General features: G+C 36.3%; 6 protein-coding genes. All 6 read left to right on the top strand.

The window, feature by feature from the left end:
- Positions 1-184: 184 nt before the first annotated feature.
- The gene (locus QZ334_RS07025) at positions 185-844 is read left to right on the top strand and encodes a TerC family protein (protein WP_295233121.1); all 660 of its coding nucleotides are present in this window, start codon (positions 185-187) and stop codon (positions 842-844) included.
- Between the two features lie 144 nt (positions 845-988).
- Positions 989-1,657: a TerC family protein gene (locus tag QZ334_RS07030; RefSeq protein ID WP_287499980.1), complete on the top strand. Its 669-nt coding sequence runs from the start codon at positions 989-991 to the stop codon at positions 1,655-1,657.
- The gene (gene rlmD / locus QZ334_RS07035; protein ID WP_295233124.1) at positions 1,657-3,144 is read left to right on the top strand and encodes a 23S rRNA (uracil(1939)-C(5))-methyltransferase RlmD; all 1,488 of its coding nucleotides are present in this window, start codon (positions 1,657-1,659) and stop codon (positions 3,142-3,144) included. Before QZ334_RS07030 ends, rlmD begins: the two co-directional genes overlap by 1 nt.
- Positions 3,145-3,198: 54 nt before the next feature.
- Positions 3,199-3,618 carry a hypothetical protein gene (locus QZ334_RS07040; protein ID WP_295233126.1) on the top strand — a complete coding sequence of 140 codons (420 nt, stop codon included), beginning with the start codon at positions 3,199-3,201 and terminating at the stop codon, positions 3,616-3,618.
- Positions 3,619-3,676: 58 nt separating this feature from the next.
- Positions 3,677-4,117, top strand: coding sequence for a BdrN protein (locus QZ334_RS07045; protein ID WP_295233129.1), 441 nt, complete (start codon positions 3,677-3,679; stop codon positions 4,115-4,117).
- Positions 4,118-4,153: 36 nt separating this feature from the next.
- Positions 4,154-4,605: DUF4304 domain-containing protein (locus tag QZ334_RS07050; RefSeq protein ID WP_295233131.1), on the top strand; the 452-nt coding region annotated here is incomplete at its 3' end.

A 4,605-nucleotide genomic window follows, 5' to 3' on the forward strand; every position in this document is an offset into this window, starting at 1 on the left:
ATTTAGCATATTGTAACTAAGGCTTTCATGTATTATAAAACTTCCAGTTGTAGAGTTATATTTCTTTATTTACGATAAATGGAGTATGCTAAAAATGAATATATATTTTGTAAATTGAATTTTACACCACTAAACTATATCGATTATAATATATATACTATAGTTATATTCTAAGGAGGATACATTGGACATCTTATCTATTCAAGGTTTATTGGCGATGCTTCAGATCATCGTTATCGATATCTTACTCGCTGGCGATAATGCCATTGTAATTGGTATGGCAGCTCGTAACTTGCCAGCACATCTACAGAAGAAAGCTATCTTCTGGGGCACAGCGGGTGCCATTATTTTACGCCTTGTTATGGCATTCCTATTTGTAGAGGCATTGAATAATATTCCTGCACTTCGTTTAGTAGGTGGTATCCTTCTTTTATGGATAGGCTACAAGCTCGTTGCTGAGGATGAAAGCGAGCATAATATCGAAGCTAAGGATAATTTGCGCGCTGCTATTACAACTATTGTCATTGCAGATGGTATCATGGGCATCGATAATGTTATCGGTGTAGTTGGTGCTGCAGGTGGCCATATGACAATGGTAGCCATTGGTATGTTGATTACTGTACCAATTATCATTTATGGTAGTACTTTGTTTGTGAAAGTTATCGAACGTTTCCCAATTATCCTATACGCTGGCGGTGGTATCCTTGGATGGGTAGGTGCTGGCATGGCAGTAGAGGATACATTGATTGCTCATAGTGTGGAACCATATGCACTGTTTATCAAAATCGCTGCAGTAATCCTCGTAGTAGGGGCATCTTTGGTAGCTAAAAAACTCAAGAAATAACACAATATATCTCTTCTCCTAGTCATAGGAGGAGAGATTTTTTATGTAAACTATTAGCCCTCTTATAGATGAGAAAATAGAAGATTTATGGTATAGTTAAGGGATAGTTATTGAATTAGTAGACTGAATTGAGGTATGTACAGAATGGAATTTTTAGAAGTTGCCACGTGGGTAACCATTGGTAAAATAATTTTGATTGATATTTTATTAGCTGGCGATAATGCTGTAGTAATTGGTATGGCAGCAGGTAAGCTAGCTCCAGAACTACAAAAGAAAGCTGTTATCTGGGGTACAGTAGGTGCCATTGTAATGCGTCTCCTATTTGCTACTCTTTTAGTAGAGGCGCTTACTTTAATTCCTCTTATTCACTTAGGTGGTGGCCTTGTACTTGTATGGATTGCCATTCAATTATTAAAAGGTGGCGATGAAGATGCACATATCGAAGCTAAGAATTCCTTAATGGGTGCCATTTGGACGATTATTGTAGCTGACGCTATGATGAGTATTGATAATGTCATCGGTGTAGTAGGGGCCGCTAGAGGTCATTTAGAGCTTGTTATTGCAGGTATGTTAATTACTGTTCCAATTATCGTATTTTGCTCTACATTATTTGCTCGAATTATTAATAAATTCCCTGCCATTCTTTGGGCTGGTGGTGCACTCCTTGGCTGGGTTGCAGGCGAAATGATTGTGGAAGATCCACTTCTTATGCCATATATTCAAGGTGAAGAATTACTCGTTAAATTCGGCACTGTATTCTTCGTTCTTATTGTGACAGGTATGATTAAAATTTGGAAGAAAAGAGACGCGTAATGAACGGTACTAATCGTACATCTCGTAAAAAACAATCTAAACAACATAGAAGAAGTAATCGCTCTAATTCACAGCAAGCTATAAACGGCCAATTATCTAAAAAACAACAGGCTATTTTAAATGCGCCTGTTAAATTAGATGATGAAGTATTGGTAACTATTCATGGTATCGGTAGTAGCGGTGAAGGGGTAGGTCGTGTAGATGATTTTACAGTCTTTGTTCCCTTTGCTTTGCCAGGGGAAACTGTAAAAGTATCCATCAATATGGTTAAAAAGACTTATGCTACAGGTAAACTCTTAGATATTGTTACTATGGCTCCTAATCGTATCGATCCTAATTGTGACCTTTATGGATTTTGCGGAGGCTGCCAACTGCAACACATTACTTATGATGGACAGCTTTCACTAAAAACACAAAAGGTAAAGGACGTTATTGAACGCATTGGTCATCAAAATCCAGACCTTGTTAAGCCTACATTAGGACCTAAAGAACCATGGGCATATCGCAATAAGATGCAAATGCCTGTAGGCGGCACTAAAGGCGATATTCTAATGGGCTTTTATGCGATGGGATCTCACGATATCGTGCAAGGTACAAACTGTCCTATACAAGATGAAGGCAATAATATTATTGCTCAAGCATGTTATCAAATCGCTAAAGAGTTTGATATTGAACCGTATGATGAACATACAGGAAAGGGTATATTGCGCCATGTAATCGGTCGTATTGGACAATCTGGATGGATGATTATCCTTGTAACTGCTACTGACCATTTACCACACCAAGAAAAGTGGGTAGAAAAATTAACAGAACGTATCCCTCAAGTAGAAACTATTGTTCATAACGTAAATAGTAAACGTACTAATGTTATATTAGGGCCTAAGAATCATATCCTCTACGGGGATGGAACGATTACGGACCATATAAAGGACTTACAGTTTACTTTATCCCCACATTCCTTCTTCCAAGTTAATCCAGAACAAACTACAGTACTGTATGACCAAGCATTAGCTTATGCGGATCTAAAAGGGGATGAAACAGTTATCGATGCGTACTGTGGTACTGGTACCATTTCACTCTTCTTAGCTCATAAAGCAAAACATGTTATCGGCATAGAAATTGTAGAACCTGCCATTATCAATGCTCGTGAAAACGCCCAACGCAATGGCTATGATAATACAGAATTTATCGTCGCTGATGCGGCCGTAGAAATGCCAAAACTCTACAAAGCAGGCGTACGACCAGACGTTATCGTATTTGATCCAATTCGTGCTGGCTGTAAAGAAGAAGTACTAACCTCTGCAGCAGGCATGGAACCAAAACGCATTGTCTACGTATCATGTAACCCAGCAACCATGGCAAGGGACATTGAAATCCTTACACACTACGGCTATGAACTCCAAGAAGTACAACCAGTAGACATGTTCCCTATGACAGCACATGTCGAAGCGGTAGCTTTGCTTACTAGAAGCGAAGCGACGCAGTGAGCATTAGCACTTGTCATGGATTATAGTTTTAGCTTTAATCTCGTGAGGAATATTATGGATTTTATACATGATAGAAAGAGTAACATCCTTTTTAGTCTTTGTGGTAGTAAAGTAAGTAGAATCAGAATTCATAATAAAACATTGACGTTAACAGTCGACGAAATGTATCAATTGGTAGATGGTGAAGAAAGAACATTTTCCGGTGAAATATCTTTTAAAGACTGTGATGTGGACTTGTGTAAGGTACTAATATTTAACAAAACATTAGGTGAAGGTCGATTTAATGGAAAGTCCATTTGTTTACGTGATTTTATGAATGAGTATGTAGACTCAGATTTTGAAATAATTACGGAAGGCTATTTTGCCAATACAACTACATATACAGGTTGGCTTTGGGTCGATGAAAAATCTCCAGTATCTGTCATTATGTATATTTGGAATAGAGGAGACATGGTATATCGTGTCAAAAAATAAATCCTATTTTTTACAGATAAAATAATACCTTTTTTTATAAGTTTATGGAGTAAACTATATGGTTTGGCTGAATCTCACGGATTATAAAAAACAAGAGTATATGGAGTTAAGGCTTAATGCACCGTTAGGTGAGCACATACGCTTAGATTTTAATCCTCTAAAAGTTACTGATACCTCTAATTCCTCACCAAGTTGGAAGAATTGGCACTGTTATAGAAAGCCATTACGAATTTATAGTCCAGATTTTGATATCTTAGTTTCTTATTTTATTAAAGCGTATCCTATTATAGATGCATCAGATAATACTGAAAGAGATAGCTTTGATGTATGCTTTGATAATTGGATTAAGCAAGACGACTGGATTAAAATAATTCATAATATTGAAGTTGATCTTATAAATTTTAGTAAAGAAGAGCAAGAGTTTTTAAACACATTTATTGCTTGGATAAAGGAAGCACTTCAACATACATCTGTTATAGTTGTTGAAGGAAATCTTTAAATTGATTACCTGTATTAAAGTGGGGAATTTATAATCATGAAACCTAGAGAATTATGTGAGAAAGCTTGGCAAGAAATTGCAAGTAAATTTCCTGATTTTAAGGTAGTTAGTAAAGGTCAGAAATTAAAGAAAATATCTAAAAATAAAGATCTTACTTTTGAGATATACTTTCAGGCTAATAGAAATAACTATGTATGCAGCGTAGAATTTGTTCCACATATTGCTATTTACTCTAAATCTATGACAAAAGCTAATATTCATAACGGTTTTGTTTATGGCGGTGAATTAGGCTGTTTGCTACACCGAAAGGAGTGGTATCAATTAGCAGGCGCTAGTTATCAGTATACTGTAGATGAGATTACCAAGCTGCTAGCGGAATACATCATGCCTCTATTTAATGATTTTGAAGATACAGAACATAATATTGATAAGCTCATAGATGGAGACATAATCAATCATAATCTACTTTATTATATTTATCATTTTGG

Origin of the sequence: Veillonella sp., assembly GCF_019414865.1 — a bacterium.
GTDB lineage: Bacteria > Bacillota > Negativicutes > Veillonellales > Veillonellaceae > Veillonella.

What these genes read in the sequence shown, in the direction of transcription:
- QZ334_RS07045 (WP_295233129.1), top strand. Translation starts at nt 3,677, where the DNA reads ATGGTTTGGCTGAATCTCACGGATTATAAAAAACAAGAGTATATGGAG.
- rlmD (WP_295233124.1), top strand. Translation starts at nt 1,657, where the DNA reads ATGAACGGTACTAATCGTACATCTCGTAAAAAACAATCTAAACAACAT.
- QZ334_RS07040 (WP_295233126.1), top strand. Translation starts at nt 3,199, where the DNA reads ATGGATTTTATACATGATAGAAAGAGTAACATCCTTTTTAGTCTTTGT.
- QZ334_RS07030 (WP_287499980.1), top strand. Translation starts at nt 989, where the DNA reads ATGGAATTTTTAGAAGTTGCCACGTGGGTAACCATTGGTAAAATAATT.